A 14,593-nucleotide genomic window follows, 5' to 3' on the forward strand; every position below is an offset into this window, starting at 1 on the left:
TTGGGCATTGGCATTTGTTAAGACGCGGAAGTCTTGCGAATCCTTGTAGGGGCGAATTCATTCGCCAAGGGCGGCGCAGCTGCCCCGTAGGTTGGCGCAGAGCGCAGCGAAGCCCACACGCCCAAAACACGGGACTGGCACCTGTGACGGCGAACCTTCGGTCCGCATGGCGATTGAAATCACCCCTACAACAAGAGCGGCGCCCCTACAGCAGCACCACAGCCCCCTGCACCACCCGCACCGGCACCGCTTCGAGTCGGCTGCCTGCGCAGGGACCTTCAATGCAGTGGCCGTCCTCAAAGCGGAACAGTGCGCTGTGGTGGGCACACATCAGGACCTGGCCGCGATAGGTGCTGAACTCACCCGGACGGAAATCCAGCGGCACTGAGAAATGCGGGCAGCGATTGCGGTACCCCCACACCTCTTCGCCACGACGGACCAACACCAGTGGATGGGCCCTGCCCTCGAGCATGCACTCTACGGCCAGGGCGCCGCCGTCGATGATGGCGTCCAGCGTGCAAAGTGCGCTCACCCGCGTAGCTCCGGGTTGCCCAGGCCCCAGTTCCAGGGGCGGATCTCGATGTGCTCGAACAGGCCAGCGCGGACATAGGGGTCGTCCCCGAGGAATGCCTGGACCTCGCCCAGGCTCATGGCTTCCACCACCAGCAGGGTACCGTTCATGCGGCCGTTGCCGCTGTCCAGGGTAGGTCCGCCGAGGCGCACCACCACCCGGTGCGGATAGGGATTGCGCAGGTGTTCGCGATGGGCGGGACGCACCTGGTTACGCAGGGCCAACTGGTCAGGCTTGTCTGTAGCGAAGACGGCAAAGTACTGGCTCATGCGCGCTCCAGCACGAAGTCGTAGCCGGCCAGGCGGAAAGCACCATCGATGCCATGCTCGGCCGCCAACGGATGACCTGCCTGGCACGGCTGGTAGACCACCTTGAGCGAATCCTTCACGCCGAACACCACATCGGACTCCAGGTAGGGATCGTCATGATTGAACAGATGGGTGACCAGGGTCCGTTGCCCCTCGGCCATGACCATGAAATGCAGGTGCGCCGGGCGCCAGGGGTGGCGGTCGCTGGCCTGGAGCAGACGCCCTACCGGGCCATCGGTGGGAATCGGGTAGCTCACAGGGACGATGGTGCGGATCGCGAAGCGGCCTTCGGCGTCCGTGCGGTAGCGTCCCCGCAGGTTGGCCAGCGGCTGGTCCGGGTCCTGTCCGGAGTACATGCCGTTCTCGGCCGTCTGCCAGACATCCAGCACGGCATTGGCGATGGGCTCGCCGGCTGCATCCAGCACCCGGCCCAGCACCAGGGCCGGCTCACCCGGAGTGAAGGCCATGTTTTCGCCATGGCCGCGCTCGGGCATGCCGGCGATGTAGAAGGGACCGAACACCGTGGTTTCAGTGGCGGCTTCACTGGCGCGATGGTTAATGGCGTCCACCAGCATGGACAGGCCAATCACATCCGAGAGCAGGATGAACTCCTGACGCACAGTGCCATCGCACTTCTTGCCCGTGTCAGTGAGGAAGCGGATGCCTTCCAGCCACTCGTCTTCGGTCAGTTCCACTTCACTGGCGAAGGCATGGAGATGGCGCACCAGGCCCTGCACCAATTGGCGCAGGCGCGGGTTGGGCGTGTTGGCGAAGGCGGCGACGGCCTGCGCGGAGATTCGGGCTTCATTGGCCGGGATGTTGTTCATCTTGTGTTCCCGTGGGTCTCAATTCTCGTCGTCTGCAGGGTGCGCCGGGCGCACCAGGACGCCTGTGCAGGCCTCAGGTGCGCACGGCGCGCCCTACGCGGAGCAGTTATTCCGGCGGCAAGCCCTTCCAGGCGCGCAGCAGCATGGTTTCGATGGCGTCCTGCTCGAACGGGCGCGGGTTGTAGTAGGGACTGGAACAGGCGATCGCAGCGGCTTCCGCTGGCCCTTCCTCGGGCAGGCCGATCTCGGCCAGCGATGCGGGAATGCCCAGCTTCCGGTTGAGGGCGAACAGCAGCGGCCCCACCTCCTCCGCCTCCTTGCCCCCTAGCGCACACGCGGCACGGCGCAGGGGTTCGGCGGCAGCCTCGCGGTTGTAGTGCGCCGCATGGGGCAGCACCACCGCATGGGCCTGTGCGTGGGGCAGATTGAAGGTGCCGCCCAGGGTGTGGCAGAGCTTGTGGTGAATGGCCATGCCCACCGAGCCCAGGCAGATGCCAGCCAGCCAGGCACCGTAGAGCGCGCGGCTGCGGGCGTCGGCATCTTCCGGGTTGGCAACCACGCCCGGCAGGGATTCGGCCAGCGCACGGATCGACTCTTCCGCCATCAGGGCGATGATGGGGTTGGCATCCTGGGCGTAGAGCGCTTCCACCGCATGGGCCATGGCGTTCATGCCCGAGCAGGCAGAGATTGCCGACGGCAGGCTCAGGGTCAGTTGCGGGTCATAGACCACCGTCTTGGGCAGCACGCGAAAATCGCGCCCGGTTTTCTTCAGGCGGTTTTCGGTGAGGCCATAGATGGGGGTCATCTCGGACCCCGCATAGGTCGTCGGCACCGCCAGGATCGGCAGGCCGGACTCCAACGCAATGGCCTTGCCCAGGCCGATGGTGGAACCACCGCCGATGGCGACGCAGCAATCGGCGCCGAGCCGGGTCGCCTCGTCGCGGGCGGCACGGGCCACTTCCACCGGCACATGCATCACCGCCTGCGGATAGACCCCGGCCGAACGCTCACCGAGGATCTCTGCCACCCGCTCGCCGAGGTGCCGCTGTTCTGGTGTGGTGAGGATCAGTGCGCGGCGGGCGCCGAGCTTGTCCAGTTCCTCGGCCAGGGTTTCCAGCTTGCCCCAACCGAATACCACACGAGAGGCCAGGCCTTGATAGATGAAGGGATTCATGCAGGACCTCAACGCTTGAAATGGGGCGGAATCTTCGCGTCCACGTTGACCCACACGGAGCGGGCCTCGGTGTAGTCGTGGATGGCCTCGAAGCCCATCTCACGGCCATAGCCGGACTGGCCGACGCCACCGAACGGGCTGCCGGGACTGACCCGCTTGTAGCAGTTGATCCAGCACATGCCAGCATGGATGTTCGCCGCCATGCGGTGCGCGCGCTGCAGGTCGCGGGTCCAGAGGCCGCTGCCGAGGCCGTACTGGGTGCCGTTGGCAATTGCCAAGGCTTCTTCATCCGTGGAGAAGCGCAGAACCGTGACGAAGGGACCGAACACCTCTTCCTGGGCCACGCGGTGGTCCGGGTGGGCTTCGACGACAGTCGGCTCGATGTAGTAGCCGGCGGCGAGCGCCGGATCGCTGGGCACCTTGCCACCCGTGAGAATGCGCCCGCCCTGGGCGCGGGCGATGTCCACATAGTCCAGCACGCGGTCGCGATGCTGGGCAGAGGTCAGCGGACCCATCTCGGTGTTCGGGTCCAGCGGGCTGCCCAGGCGGATGGAACGCGCCAAGCCGATGAAGCGCTCGAGGAACTCGTCGGCGATGCGTTCATGGAGGATCAGCCGCGAGCCGGCGATGCAGGCCTGGCCCTGGTTGTGGAAGATCGCCCAGGCAGCGCCGTTCACGGCAGCGTCCAGGTTGGCGTCTTCGAAAACGATATTGGCGCCCTTCCCGCCCAGCTCCAGCTGCACCCGTTTGAGATTGCCCTGGGAGGCTTCGACTATGCGCCGGCCAGTGGCGGTGGAGCCGGTGAAAGCGATCTTGCCCACGTCCTCGTGCTCGGCCAGACGCTGGCCGGCGGTGTGGCCGTATCCCGGCACTACGTTGACCACGCCATCAGGGAAGCCCACTTCCTTCATCAGCTCGGCGATGCGCAGGGTGGACAGCGGAGTGATCTCGGACGGCTTGATGACTACCGTGTTGCCGGCGGCGAGCGCCGGGCCCATCTTCCAGCTGGTGAACATCAGCGGGAAGTTCCACGGCACGATCTGACCGACCACGCCGACAGGCTTGCGCTGCACATAGTTGAGGAAGCCGGTATCGACCGGGATCACCGCACCTTCGATCTTGTCCGCCATGCCACCGAAATAGCGGAAGCAGGCCGCGGTACGGGGCACATCCAGGCTGCGCGAGTCGCGGATTGGGTGGCCGGTATCCAGGGACTCCAGCTGCGCCAGCTCCTCGTGGTGTTCCTCGATCTTGTCCGCCAGCTTCAGCAGCAGACGCCCACGCTCCGCACCGGACAGCGCGGCCCAGGCTGGAAAGGCACGTTTGGCGGCTGCGACCGCCAGGTCCACGTCCTCGGCTTCAGCGGCGGCGATATGGGTGATCAGCGAGCCGTCGTGGGGAGACAGGACTTCGATGGTCCCGCCCTTCTGGGCCGGCACGAAGCGGCCGTCGATGAAGAGTTGGTTTTGCATGGGTAAAGCTCTCCGGGCGCCGCGGGAATTCAGCGGCGGCATTGGACAATTACGGGGCTTGCTCAGGAGATGAGGCGACCCTCACCCCATCCCTCTCCCGGAGGGAGAGGGAGCTGTATGGATCAGAACTCAACCGGGTACGGCGGCAGCTCGCCGCTTTCGTAGCGCTGCGGCAGGTTCGGCGTGGCGTTCTCCCAAACCAGCAACATGGAGCGCTTGGTCGAGTAGCCCTGATGGCGGATGTCCGCGGGCATGGCGCAGATGTCGCCAGGGCGCATGGTGATGCGCGCACGCGGAGCGCCATCGTCCTTGTCGGCCACGTCCCAGATGATCTCGTCGGAGAGCTGCAGGAACCACTCCACGCGATCGTTGCCGTGGAATACCGGGAGAATGAATTCCTCGGTGGTCGGGCAGAACAGACTCGCCTTGCACACCGAACTGACCGACGGGTTCCAGGTCACGTCGGAGCGGGACAGGTACTTGTAGAGGTTGAAGGCATGCAGTTCACCTTCGAAGCCTTCGGCGGCATGGATTTCCGGCTCATCCTGGGGTACGTCGACGAACTGGCGGTTCACCGGCAGGTCATTGCGCAGCGGCGAATCGTCCGGCAGGCCCGGCATGCGGCGTGTGGCGACACGGAAACGCTCGATGGCTTCGATGTTGTCGCCGTTCTTGCGACCGAAGGCGCTACCGGTTTCTTCCGGTGCGGCGAAGGGGTCGAAGCCGGCGTTGGTCCAGTCGCGCAGGATGGCCTTGAAGGTGGCCATGATCTTCGGCGTCTCGAACTGTTCGGTGTAGTCGACGCCTGCCTCGCGCAGGACGCCGTTGAAGGTGCCGGCGTAGAGGTCGACTTTGCCGTAGTGGTTGCGGGTGCCGATCACTTCATCGAAGTTCACCCAGCCGTAGAAGAAGCCCCAGGCGACATCGCGCATGGTGGCGCGCAGGAAGGCATCGGCAGGAATCAGGTGCGAGCGCTCCTGGCCTTTGGCCGGCCATTGGATGCGTACGAAATACTCGTCGCGGGACAGGGTGAAGGCGCCCAGTTTGAATGCGCGGTAGCCGGTAACTGCATCGGGCAGGCTGGCTTCCACCTCATCGGCGGCGAAGCTGGCGGAAGTGTCGAGGGATTCGAGCATGGCCATGGTGGATGTCCTCTTGTTCTGGTTGTAGGTCAGGCGGTCACTTCAGGCAGATGTCTGCCCACTTCTCCACCGACAGCGGTCCCTTGATTGTCTGCAGCAGCAGTACGCCAGGACGCGCGCTTTCGAAGCGGTAGGCGCAGCCCGCCGGCAGCAGGGCCTGGTGACCGCGCTTGAGCAGGACGTAACCCATCGGGCGACCCTTGGGCTGCTCACCGGCCAGACGCGTGCCTTCGCCATCCGCCAGGGGCTCGTCGAGCTTGAGGAAGTCCACGCGCACCTCGCTGTCCACGGAAATGGCAAATTCGTCGTGGGCGGCGGTGTACCAGGGCGAGACACCTTCGGCGCGCAGGGTTTCGATCACGTAGCCGAGGTTCAGGCCGACCACCACCTTTTCATAGGGGGCGGAGCGGCTGGCAACGTCGAAGATGTTGGAGAACGCGTAGTGGCGGGCTTCGCCCTGGATGATCTCGATCGACCCCATGCGATGGTCGTCGAGCGAGCCGAAGACGGTACGGAACGCGGCAGTGCTCATCTCATTCACCGTTTGTTGTTGTAGTGGATGAGTGAACGTTACGAGCGGCACCCGCAGGCAACAATTCCAGACCGGGCGACAACAGTGTTTGCAAAACGCGAACAGTGCTCCGAGCGCTCTAATGCGGCACTTTCAGCCGTAGCTTCGACTGTATCCATCAGGCAGAACGCGTGACCGAGGTTGCAATGGAGCGACTCTATCGGGCAGATAAATCGATTTAATCGATTATTCCATTCCATAGAAAACGCCTTTCCATCTTGCGCAACTGCGCTCCTAATTAACACCTAACTTATTGTTTTTAATGGTACTCACATAACTATCATTAGCATCGATGGCAACCATCACGCAGGATCACTTCTTCATCGAAATCACATCAGTAACATGGGCCCCGTAGACGAATTCCAACCCCTCCTCACCAAGGTGCCCAAAATGAAAAAGCAAATCCTCGCCAGCCTGTTCATCGCCAGCCTGTCCGCCACTGCTTTTGCCCTGCCGCAGGGTGCCGTTGTCGCTGAAGGGGGTTCCGACCGCACCACCATCAACCGTGTAGCCGAAGGCGGTGCTGATCGCACTGGTGCCAACCGCATCGCGGAGAACGGTTCTGATCGTTCCCAGTCCCTGCGAGTTGCTGAAGGTGGCTCTGATCGCACCAAAGGCTTCGACGTTGCCGAAGGCGGCTCCGACCGCACCAAGGGCTTCGACGTTGCCGAAGGCGGCTCCGACCGCACCAAGGGCTTCGACGTAGCCGAAGGCGGCTCTGACCGCACCAAAGGCTTCGACGTTGCCGAAGGCGGCTCCGACCGCACCAAAGGCTTCGACGTAGCTGAAGGCGGTTCCGACCGCACCAAAGGTTTCGACGTAGCCGAAGGCGGCTCCGACCGCACCAAGGGCTTCGACGTAGCCGAAGGTGGCTCTGACCGCACCAAAGGCTTCGACGTTGCCGAAGGCGGCTCCGACCGCACCAAAGGCTTCGACGTAGCCGAAGGCGGTGCCGACCGCACTGGTGCCAACCGCATCAGCTGATCCCGGAGCACAGTTCAGAGGCAGGCAATCACGATGTATGCAGTTCCTCGAAAGGCAGAAGGCGCCACATGTGGCGCCTTCAGTCTTTCTGGGGGGCGGAAAGCTAGTTTTCAGGTAAGCGCCGCCGCCCTTGTAGGGTCGAATCCAACCCCGCGCGCAAGGCTGACCTCTTCAGCTCGGTCTGGACCGCAGGGTGCGCTTAGCGCACCGATTTCAGGATCAGCTTCGACGCCACGTCAAACCGACGGTGCGCACGGAGCACCCCACCGGATTGGGATCATCCTTCTAGTCCGCGGATTCGAATCGTCACAGGAAGAGCCGACGACTCATGACCACCTCCACAGGACGTGGTCTCGCAAGTTCAAATGAATTCACCCCACATACGGTCATCCCAATGACGGATGAAGTCAGGCCACACACTTCCCGAACGCCGCTTGCATCGACGCCGTGTCGATGCTCCCGCGCTTACCGATGAAGACCAGTTGCGTGTAGGGCTCCCGGCCCTCCCAACCCGATTCCGGCAGGATTTCGCTGCGGCTTCCCACCAGATGCAGGATGCAACGCTTGCCCGGCGCTTCGGCGATCTGACAAACCCCCTTGGCGCGGTAGATATCCGCCGGCAGGGCCGAGAGTGCCTGACGCAAGGCTTTGAGCGACATGGGCCGCTCGCTGGCGAAGCTCCAGGTCTCGAAGATCACCGAGTGATCCTCTTCTTTCACGGCCGCTACCACCGGGGCCGAAGCTACGGCAGCTGGACGGAAGCTCCACCCTGCCTTGAAGCGCCCAACCCCCAGTACCAGTTCCAGCGGCACTTCGCCGTACTGACTCTCCAGCACCCGGGCATTAGGGTAAAACCAGCGGGCTTTGAGCGCGTCAATCTGCTCGCGACCAACCCGGTCCACCTTGTTCACCACGATGATGTCCGCCACATCCAGCTGCTCCATTGCCAGTTGGGCCATGGCGCCGTCCAGCTGCCCGAACTGCTCGGCATCGACCACCGTCAGAATGCTGTCGATGGCCAGCGCTTCGCGGAACTGCGGGTAACGCAGCGTATTGGCGATCTTGCTCGGATTGGATACCCCGCTCGCCTCGATGACGATGTACTCCGGCCGATTGGCGCGGTCGTCCAGCAGGCGCCCGAGCTGCTCGATCAAGTCGCTTTCCACGGTGCAGCAGATACAGCCGTTGGCGAGGCTGACCATGGTCTGGGTCTGACTGACGATCAGTTGACTATCGATATTGATGGCACCGAAGTCGTTGACCATCACAGCCATGCGCAGACCGTGATCACTGGTGAGGATGCGGTTCAGCAAGGTGGTCTTTCCGGCGCCGAGAAAGCCGGAAACTATGGTCACGGGGATAGGATTGCGTTTACTCATCGTCCTGCCTCTTGGCCGTCGGCCGGGATTCTCCCGGCCTTGCACATCAGAAATTCGGCAACTCGCCACGCCAGGTGGCGGCGTAGCTGGTTTCGTCGAACTCGCCATGTCGGTCCCAGGTCACTTCGCCTTCCAGCAGAGTCAGCTGCACCTGGGTGTTGTGGATGTTGCCCTTGGGCGTTACCTCGAACAGGTTGCGATCGAGTACGATGAGGTCGGCGGACTTGCCCACCTCGATGGAGCCGGCCTTGTTTTCGATCCCCATGCACCAGGCACCATTGAGTGTCATCACGCGAATGGCCTGCTCCAGGCTGATGGGGCTGCCATAGAACTGTCCCTCTTCCTCGCCGTAGGGATTCTCGCGAGTGACCATGGCCTCGAAGCCGATCCAGGGATTAATGCTGGAGACTGGCCAGTCGGTACCCATCACGGCCACCCCGCCGTGCTCCAGCACACCCTTGAAGTTGTAGGCGCGCTGCATGCGGTCTTCGCCGAACACGGCACGGGCGTTGGCGAAGGACGACGGGAACCAGCCCACCGGCGAGAACTCCGCCGTTACCTGCAGCTCGGCGAAGCGCGGCAGGTTGGCATCCAGCAGCGTGGTGCTGTGGGCGCACTGATGGCGCACGCCAGTGTCGCCGTTACGCCGACGCGCTTCGGCTACGGCATCGAGGAACAGGTCGGAGGCGCCGTCGCCGGTGCAATGGGCGATCACGCGGATGCCCTTGCGATCCATGTCCACAACCATGTCAGTGATGTGTTCCGGCGTCAGATTGAGGTGACCGCGCCAGCTGCTTTCGCCCGGCCAGGCGCTGGACAGGTAGGACGAGCGCGACTCGTGGGTGCCGTCGAAGTGGAACTTCACCGCATTGGCATTGAGCCGCGCACTTCTATAGAAGTGCCGCTCGCCGGCCAGCAGCTCCCAACGGCGCTTCACCGGGAAGATATCGTCCTGCCAACTGATGGCGGCTTCCACGCGGACTGAAAGCTCGCCGACCTGGTCGATGGATTTCAGCGCATTGAGGCGGTGTTCGCAGACGTGCACGTACTTCGTGCCGACCACGCCATGACCGCTCTGGAACCAGACGCCTTCGCGGTACGCACGCTTGAGCGCGTGCTGGGGAGTCGGCGGCATGGCGGCATGAATCAGTGCGTAGGCGCCGTCGACCAGGATGCCGGTGGGCTCACCCGTCACGCTGTCGCGCTCGATGTAGCCATGACGCGGGTCCAGGGTATTGGCGTCGATACCGGCCAGCTCCAATGCTCTGGAGTTGACCATCATGCAGCCCCAGGAACGATCGAGGATGGCCACCGGACGATCCGGCAGGACGCTGTCCAGCCATTCGCGATCCGGCACCAGGCCGGCCTGCTTGAAGGTGTAACGGACAAAATACTGGCCGTAGACCCAGCCATCGCCAGGATGAGCAGCGGCGTAGTCGAGAATGGCCTGCTTGACCTGCTCCGGTGTCGGGTCCTCGACACCCACTTCCAGATACCCCGCGTAGCCCGGCGCCAGTTTCAGGTCCGGATGGGTATGCATGTCGTAGATGCCGGGCATGGCGAAGCGACCTTTCAAGTCGAGGACCTGGGTATGGGCGCCGATCAGGCCATCCATCTCGGCGCTGGAGCCGACCGCGACGAATCGCCCGCCGCGAATGGCCACCGCTTCGGCCCAGGAGTTGGACTCGTCCACGGTGTAGATGCGGCCGTTGAGCAGCACGAGGTCGGCGGCGCCGGAAGGCCCCGGCAGGTTCGACGAGCGGAAGTCGGTGTGTTTATCCATGGCAGTGAAGTCCGAATCGGGAATCTTGTTATGGGCTTGGGGCCGGGGTACCTGGCGGCACCCCGGGCGCCGGTCAGCCAACGATCAGGTGGCCCAGCAGCGCCAGGATCGGCAGCGAAACCAGAACCCGCAGCACGTAGATCATCAGCAGGTCACGCAGCTTCAGGCCGATGTCGGCACGAATCAGCAGAATGGCCGCTTCGGTGAAGAAGATGATCTGGTTGACCGCCACGCCCACCATCACGAAGCGGGTGACCTCGCTCTGGATGCTGGCACCCAGGATCGACGGCATGATGCTGTCGACCATGCCGGCCAGCAGCGCGGGGGCGGCCTTCTCGGCTTCTGGCAACTGCAGCAGCTCCAAGTAGGGCACCAGCGGGATCGCCATGTACTTGAACAGCGGAGTGAACTCCACCAGGGCCAGGCCCAGGCAGCCGATCACCATCATCGCCGGGTAGACGGAGATGGCGATGTCCATGCTCACGTGAACGCCATGGCGCACCTGGGCGAAGATCGACGGCGCGGTATCGGCACGCTCGATGGCGCGGCGCAGGCCCAGGGCGAACAGGCCTTCGCCTTCGCGACGATCGGTTTTCAGTTGCTTGCCCACGACGGGGTTATAGGCATTCGGCTTGCCACGCAGCGGCGGCAACTTGGGCACGATCAGGGCACAGAGCAGGCCGGTGATGGCCACTGCGATGTACCAGGGCACGAAGACGTGCTCCATGCCGATCAGTTTGAGCAGCAGGTAGGAATAGGCGATCGACACAATGGAGAAGTTGGTGGCGATCACACAGGCCTCTCGGCTCGTGTAGTAGCCCTGGCGATACTGCTGGGTGGTGAGGATGATGCCCACGCTGGAGGCCGCCAGCCAGGAGGCCATGCAGTCCACCGCGGCGCGGCCGGGCAGGCCGAACAGCTTCTCGAAGCCGCGGCTGACCAGGCTGCCGACGAACTCCATCAGGCCATAGTCGGTGAGCAGCGGCAGCAGGATGGCCGAGAGGAAATAGATGGCCAAAACGACCGGGCCGACGTCATAGAGCATCACGCCGCCGGTGTTGCGGTGCCAGATCCACTCCGGCCCGATCTTCCAATAGGTCATCACCATCAGCACGGCGCCGATGACGCGCACGGCGGTCCACCCCAGCCCCGGGTTGAACAGCTGGATGAAGCGGTTGGGGTTCTTCTTCAGCGCGCTGAAGGTGACCAGCAGGGTGAGCAGGCTGGGGATGGTGGCGACGCCGACGGTAACCGGCACCATCATCGGCTTGACCACGTCGTTGATGTAGTCGATCACGTAGGCAATGAGGATGTTGCTCTTGCCGTTGATCTCGAACGGCACCAGGAACAGCATCACGCCGATCAGCGACGGGATCAGGAAGCGCAGCAGCTGTGCGGTGCTGTACTGGCTCAAGGGACCTCCGGACTGGGGAAGTACCGATCCGGCATCGGGTTGTTCTTGCATGGTCACACCTTTTTGTATTTGTAGTGGATGTTGCACCGGTCGCTGGTGGCCCCGGCTCGCACGGCAGATTCAAGCGTTCGGAACGGGCATCAGGCCCTGAAGGTTGCGTCCAGGCGGTCCAGTCGACGCAATTCGGCCTGCCAGACCAGGTCGACGCTTTCCAGGTGGTAGCGTTCGTTGTCGAACTGGCGGGCCGTGAAATCACAATCCTCATGGGACGGAATGCGCAGCGGGCGGCCAGTTTTCATGGCCTCCAGCTGAATCTCGCAGGCCTTGTTCAGGTAGAACATCAGGAAGTAGGCCTCGGCCACGCTGCGGCCGACGGTCAGCAGTCCATGGTTGCGCAGGATGGCGGCCTTCTTGTCGCCCAGGGCGGCGACGATGCGCTGGCGCACTCCCAGGTCCAGCGGAATGCCTTCGTAGTCGTAGTAGGCAACCCGCTCGTAGAAGGCCATGTTGGTCTGGTTCAGCGGCAACAGCCCTTCTTCCAGGGCTGCCAAGGCCATGCCGGCCAGGGTGTGCGTATGCATCACGCAGACGGCATCATGGCGGTGCAAGTGAATGGCGCTGTGGATGGTGAAACCGGCGGGGTTAACTTCGGGGGCGCGGTCGTCGAGCTTGCGGCCGTTGACGTCGATGGCCACCAGGTTGGAGGCGGTGACCTCGTCCGGGCGCAAGCCATACTGGTTGATCAGGAAAGCAGGCTCATCCGTCGGCAGCCTGACCGAGATATGGGTGAAGACCTGGTCGCTCCAACCATTGACCTCCAGCAGCCGGTAAGCGGCAGCGAGGTCGGTACGGAGCATCTGTTCATTGCTGCTTGTTGTCATGGAGCATTCCAGCCGGTCAAGTATCGACATCGCTGGGCAGCTCGGCGCGTCCGTGAGCCTACGCACCGGGGGGATGCGCCTACCCTTCAATGGTCCCTCGGGGCTGAGATTAGAGCGCTTGCCCAGGTGCGAATATCGATATATCTTGCTGACAATCATTCCAAAATGTAATGAACTCCGATGCGCCGCCAGCTCCCCAGTATGATCTCCCTCAGCTGCTTCGCCGCTTTCGCCCGACACATGAGCGTGACCCGCGCCGCCGAGGAGCTGAACCTCACCCAGAGCGCCGTCAGCCGGCAGATAAAGAATCTGGAAGACATGCTCGGCTGTCCGCTGGTGGAGAAGGTGCGCCAGCGCCTGCTGCTGACCGACCAGGGCCGCGAGTACGTGCAAGAAGTCAGCCTGCTGCTGGACCAGTTGGAAGCCGCCACCATGCGCGTACGCAGCAGCCACTCGGGGCGACTGCGGGTCGGCGCCGAGCCCTCATTCACCACCCGCTGGCTGCTGCCCAAGCTCAAGGAGTACGCCCGCGAGCATCCCGAAGTCGAACTGGAAATCATGAACGACCTGCGCCGCCTCTATGATCGGCACGAAGGTTATGACGTGGGCATTCTGTACGGCGACGGCGACTGGCCGGAGTTCGATGCGCGATTGCTGATGGAGGGTGAGATGGTCGCCGTCTGCACGCCGGACCTGCTGGAGCGCTTCGGCCCCATCGTCGAACGGCGCGACATCCTGCGCTATCCCCTGCTCCACCACAGCTCACTCACCAGCCTGACCAAGTCCTCTACCCAGCTCTGGCTGCACAGTGCCGGCCTTTCCGCCAAGGAAATAGAGGCCCTGCCCGGCCAGCGCCTGGAACATTTCCAGTTCGTGCTCGACGCAGCCCTGCACGGCCTCGGGGCGACCGTGCTGCCGCGCTTCTTCGTCGATCGCGAGGTCAAGGATGGCCACTTGGTGATCGCCTGCCAGCAACCGCTGGTGGCAGGCAAATACTACGTGGTGATACCGAAGCAGAGCCGCGACCCGAAACTCAGGCGCTTTGCCGACTGGCTGCTGCAATGGGCGGAAGGTCCAGGCGGCGGATAGCGCCTGAAGGAGGATGATTTAAAGGGCAGAGTGAGCCGCAGGTTCGCCCCGCGGCCCTCCCCCGACAAGGCTGCCGTCAGACCGGATCGCGGCGCAGTGGCTGGCACATGCAATGCACGCCGCCACCGCCTTTGGCGATCATGCTGATGTCCGGGTCATAGACCTTGAGGCCCAGCGCCAGGCATTTCTCCTTGAGCGTCTTGCTGGTGGAAGGCAACAGCACCCTGCCCTCGCCCAGTGCCACCACATTGCAGCCCAGCTCCATCGCATCCTTGAAGGGGATATCGACGATCTCGATGCCCTTGGCCTTCAGCCAGTCAACCAGTTCCGGCTCCACGGCGTCCACGCACACGGCGGCCAGACGCTCGGCCAACATGACGCAAAGCGCATCCATGTGCACGAAGAAGGGGTCCATGCCGTAGAGCTTCACTTCCCAGCCTTCGGCCTCCAACCAGCCCTTCATCTGCTGCACCGCCGGCTCCTGGGAGCGCTCGCCGGTATAGCCACACAGAATCACGCCCGGCTGCAGCATCATGAAGTCGCCGCCTTCGAAAGACCCGGCGGTGACCATGTCGTAGATCGGGATGTCGTTGTCCTTGTAGAACTGGATCACCGGCGCGTACTCGCCACGACGCCACCACTGGGCCATCTGGGTAACGATGGGGCCGAAGGGCGTCATCACACTGGAGTCTCGGGCGAACACCTGATACTTCAGACTCGGGTCCGTCGGCAGCATGTGCACCGTCACGCCCGCCTCCCGATACGCGTCCACCATCTCCGCATGCTGGGCACGCGCCACGGATGCGTCGAAGCGATAGCCACGGCGCAGGCTCTTGCGCGAGATGGAGCTGGTTTCCAGCCAGTGGTAGTGATCCACCGGCCCGAGCAGGACGTCACGCAGGACGCCGTATTCGGAATCGGCCCCCCAGTTTTCCAGGCGAGGGGTGTCGCCACCGTCGAGGCGGTGTTTCAGGGTGAATGCGCTCATCAGGTTCTCC

The 14,593-nt window shown here is 63.4% G+C and carries 14 protein-coding genes; 2 read left to right on the top strand and 12 right to left on the bottom strand.

All coding sequences use genetic code 11. The annotated features are described in order from the left end of the window. Window positions 1-205 precede the first annotated feature (205 nt). The 7 genes from SA496_RS12535 to SA496_RS12565 all read right to left on the bottom strand — a co-directional run bounded on the left by SA496_RS12535 (window position 206) and on the right by SA496_RS12565 (window position 6,026). On the bottom strand, window positions 206-532 hold the full coding sequence (locus SA496_RS12535) for a Rieske (2Fe-2S) protein (RefSeq protein WP_280359461.1): 327 nt from the start codon (window positions 530-532) through the stop codon (window positions 206-208). Further along, on the bottom strand, window positions 529-840 hold the full coding sequence (locus SA496_RS12540; protein WP_120650926.1) for a YciI family protein: 312 nt from the start codon (window positions 838-840) through the stop codon (window positions 529-531). Before SA496_RS12540 ends, SA496_RS12535 begins: the two co-directional genes overlap by 4 nt. Then, window positions 837-1,706, bottom strand: a complete 870-nt coding sequence (locus SA496_RS12545) for an intradiol ring-cleavage dioxygenase (RefSeq protein WP_153921988.1) — start codon at window positions 1,704-1,706, stop codon at window positions 837-839. Before SA496_RS12545 ends, SA496_RS12540 begins: the two co-directional genes overlap by 4 nt. Before the next feature lie 106 nt (window positions 1,707-1,812). Continuing rightward, window positions 1,813-2,880 (bottom strand): maleylacetate reductase, encoded by a 1,068-nt coding sequence (locus tag SA496_RS12550; RefSeq protein WP_120650924.1) that lies wholly within the window; start codon window positions 2,878-2,880, stop codon window positions 1,813-1,815. 8 nt (window positions 2,881-2,888) lie between these two features. Beyond that, complete coding sequence (locus SA496_RS12555) at window positions 2,889-4,352, bottom strand: aldehyde dehydrogenase family protein (RefSeq protein ID WP_120650923.1); 1,464 nt, start codon at window positions 4,350-4,352, stop codon at window positions 2,889-2,891. Between the two features lie 122 nt (window positions 4,353-4,474). After that, window positions 4,475-5,494, bottom strand: a complete 1,020-nt coding sequence (locus SA496_RS12560; protein WP_120650922.1) for a hydroxyquinol 1,2-dioxygenase — start codon at window positions 5,492-5,494, stop codon at window positions 4,475-4,477. 37 nt (window positions 5,495-5,531) lie between these two features. Then, complete coding sequence (locus SA496_RS12565; RefSeq protein WP_120650921.1) at window positions 5,532-6,026, bottom strand: hydroxyquinol 1,2-dioxygenase; 495 nt, start codon at window positions 6,024-6,026, stop codon at window positions 5,532-5,534. Between the two features lie 429 nt (window positions 6,027-6,455). Here SA496_RS12565 and SA496_RS12570 point away from each other — a divergent pair, with 429 nt between their 5' ends. After that, a complete protein-coding gene (locus tag SA496_RS12570; RefSeq protein ID WP_153921985.1) occupies window positions 6,456-7,049 on the top strand; it encodes a hypothetical protein in 594 nt (197 codons plus the stop codon). A gap of 407 nt (window positions 7,050-7,456) precedes the next feature. Here SA496_RS12570 and SA496_RS12575 read toward each other — a convergent pair whose 3' ends face one another. From SA496_RS12575 to SA496_RS12590, 4 genes are all read right to left on the bottom strand, one after another. After that, a complete protein-coding gene (locus SA496_RS12575; protein WP_120650920.1) occupies window positions 7,457-8,428 on the bottom strand; it encodes a CobW family GTP-binding protein in 972 nt (323 codons plus the stop codon). 46 nt (window positions 8,429-8,474) lie between these two features. Beyond that, on the bottom strand, window positions 8,475-10,211 hold the full coding sequence (locus tag SA496_RS12580) for an amidohydrolase (protein WP_330115506.1): 1,737 nt from the start codon (window positions 10,209-10,211) through the stop codon (window positions 8,475-8,477). 73 nt (window positions 10,212-10,284) lie between these two features. Continuing rightward, window positions 10,285-11,676 carry a YjiH family protein gene (locus tag SA496_RS12585; protein WP_120650918.1) on the bottom strand — a complete coding sequence of 464 codons (1,392 nt, stop codon included), beginning with the start codon at window positions 11,674-11,676 and terminating at the stop codon, window positions 10,285-10,287. A gap of 89 nt (window positions 11,677-11,765) precedes the next feature. Then, window positions 11,766-12,506 (bottom strand): class II aldolase/adducin family protein, encoded by a 741-nt coding sequence (locus tag SA496_RS12590; protein ID WP_120650917.1) that lies wholly within the window; start codon window positions 12,504-12,506, stop codon window positions 11,766-11,768. Between the two features lie 180 nt (window positions 12,507-12,686). On the opposite strand from SA496_RS12590, the gene SA496_RS12595 reads away from it, so the two are divergent. After that, window positions 12,687-13,595 (top strand): LysR substrate-binding domain-containing protein, encoded by a 909-nt coding sequence (locus SA496_RS12595; protein WP_256660949.1) that lies wholly within the window; start codon window positions 12,687-12,689, stop codon window positions 13,593-13,595. 76 nt (window positions 13,596-13,671) lie between these two features. Here the strand turns inward: SA496_RS12595 and SA496_RS12600 are convergent, their stop codons facing one another. Next, complete coding sequence (locus tag SA496_RS12600) at window positions 13,672-14,583, bottom strand: dimethylarginine dimethylaminohydrolase family protein (RefSeq protein ID WP_330115507.1); 912 nt, start codon at window positions 14,581-14,583, stop codon at window positions 13,672-13,674. Window positions 14,584-14,593: the final 10 nt, after the last annotated feature.

It is taken from the genome of Pseudomonas sp. JS3066 (assembly GCF_036328175.1).
In the GTDB taxonomy this organism is placed as follows: Bacteria; Pseudomonadota; Gammaproteobacteria; order Pseudomonadales; family Pseudomonadaceae; genus Metapseudomonas.